General features: G+C 56.7%; 2 protein-coding genes and 1 pseudogene. 1 reads left to right on the top strand and 2 read right to left on the bottom strand.

The annotated features are described in order from the left end of the window. A partial coding sequence (locus tag Q4P78_RS09340; RefSeq protein WP_303340095.1) for a hypothetical protein occupies positions 1 to 489 on the top strand: 489 nt, incomplete at its 5' end. Positions 490 to 544: 55 nt separating this feature from the next. On the opposite strand, the pseudogene Q4P78_RS09565 reads toward Q4P78_RS09340, so the two are convergent. Next, positions 545 to 754 (bottom strand): annotated as a pseudogene (locus Q4P78_RS09565) (hypothetical protein); the annotation flags it as partial. A gap of 73 nt (positions 755 to 827) precedes the next feature. Then, entirely contained in the window at positions 828 to 1,022 is a 195-nt protein-coding gene (locus Q4P78_RS09560) for a transposase family protein (RefSeq protein WP_368660908.1), read from the bottom strand. Positions 1,023 to 1,072 lie beyond the last annotated feature (50 nt).

Here is a 1,072-nt window from a genome sequence, read left to right as displayed (position 1 = left end):
AGCATGTCTTACCGATTTGCGCGAGCATTCCACACTGACGTTTGCTTGACTGTCGTCAACATTGACGCCCCCAGCACTCTGGCCGGCACTGAGGTGGCGATCACTGAGCACCGGGCCGCTCAGCAGCTCGTGACTCCCATCATCACGACATTCATCCCGACGATGCAGGAGCCAAAGACGATAACCGGGCGAAACGTCTATGAGTGCCTCCCGCTGACCGACATCGGTTACCTCGACCTGATGGCGTATCCATCGGCCACTGGCGTGAAGGCGGCAACTCCTCCATCCGGTTGGCAGCCGCTGACAACCGCCACTCAAGTTCGGACGATTGCAGGGCCCGGATCGATCTTCATCGTGGAAGAGCTTGTCGACAGTGAGGCTTATTCATGGGGTGTAGGTGAATATGATTCCGAGGATGGCGTTGATGGTGGTGGCGAAGGTTGTGTAAGGGCGGCGGTAGTCGGTGTGGAGGATGCGCCAGGTCTTTAACTGCGCAATGAATTTGTTCTATGAGGTAGCGGATAGTGTTGATCTTCTTATTGAACCCCTTTTCGGTGTCGTGTAATTCACAACCGGCGGGTTTCTTGATCGGGGTGATCAATCTCGGCACCGGAGTGTGGCCTTTATCGCCGATGTGGGTGGCTTGATGAATGACGTCGAGGAGCCGGGAGTCTTTCAGTGCTGTGAAGCCAGGGTGTGTGTCTGGGAAGGGCTGTGAAACCCATGCACGTCTTCCCGCCTGGGTGCAGGCCACCTGGAGATTGACTCCGGTGGTGTGATGCTTTGCCCGAGTACAGCTCTGGATGCTGGCGCCAGGACCAGCACAGCTAGGAGACAGTATCCGTCGGAGGTTCAACTGCTGGGTCGGGTGGGGGTCTTCCACGGTGGAAACCTGAACCTGGAGGACCTCGGCGATGAGTGGGGTGTAGGCGTTGACAACGCCTGCTGACCGTGGATTGAGAAATCTCAAACAGCTCCGCAAGTAGTTTTTGGGTGAGGTTGTGGCGCAACGTTAAGAGTATGAGGCGAATACGGGTGAAAAACCGAGGGTTCGTGAGCCAGCCAGCAGGTA

Source organism: Rothia sp. (in: high G+C Gram-positive bacteria), from assembly GCF_030540545.1.
Lineage (GTDB): Bacteria > Actinomycetota > Actinomycetes > Actinomycetales > Micrococcaceae > Rothia.
Note: the sequence above shows the minus strand (reverse complement) of the source record. Positions and strands in the feature narration are given on the sequence as shown.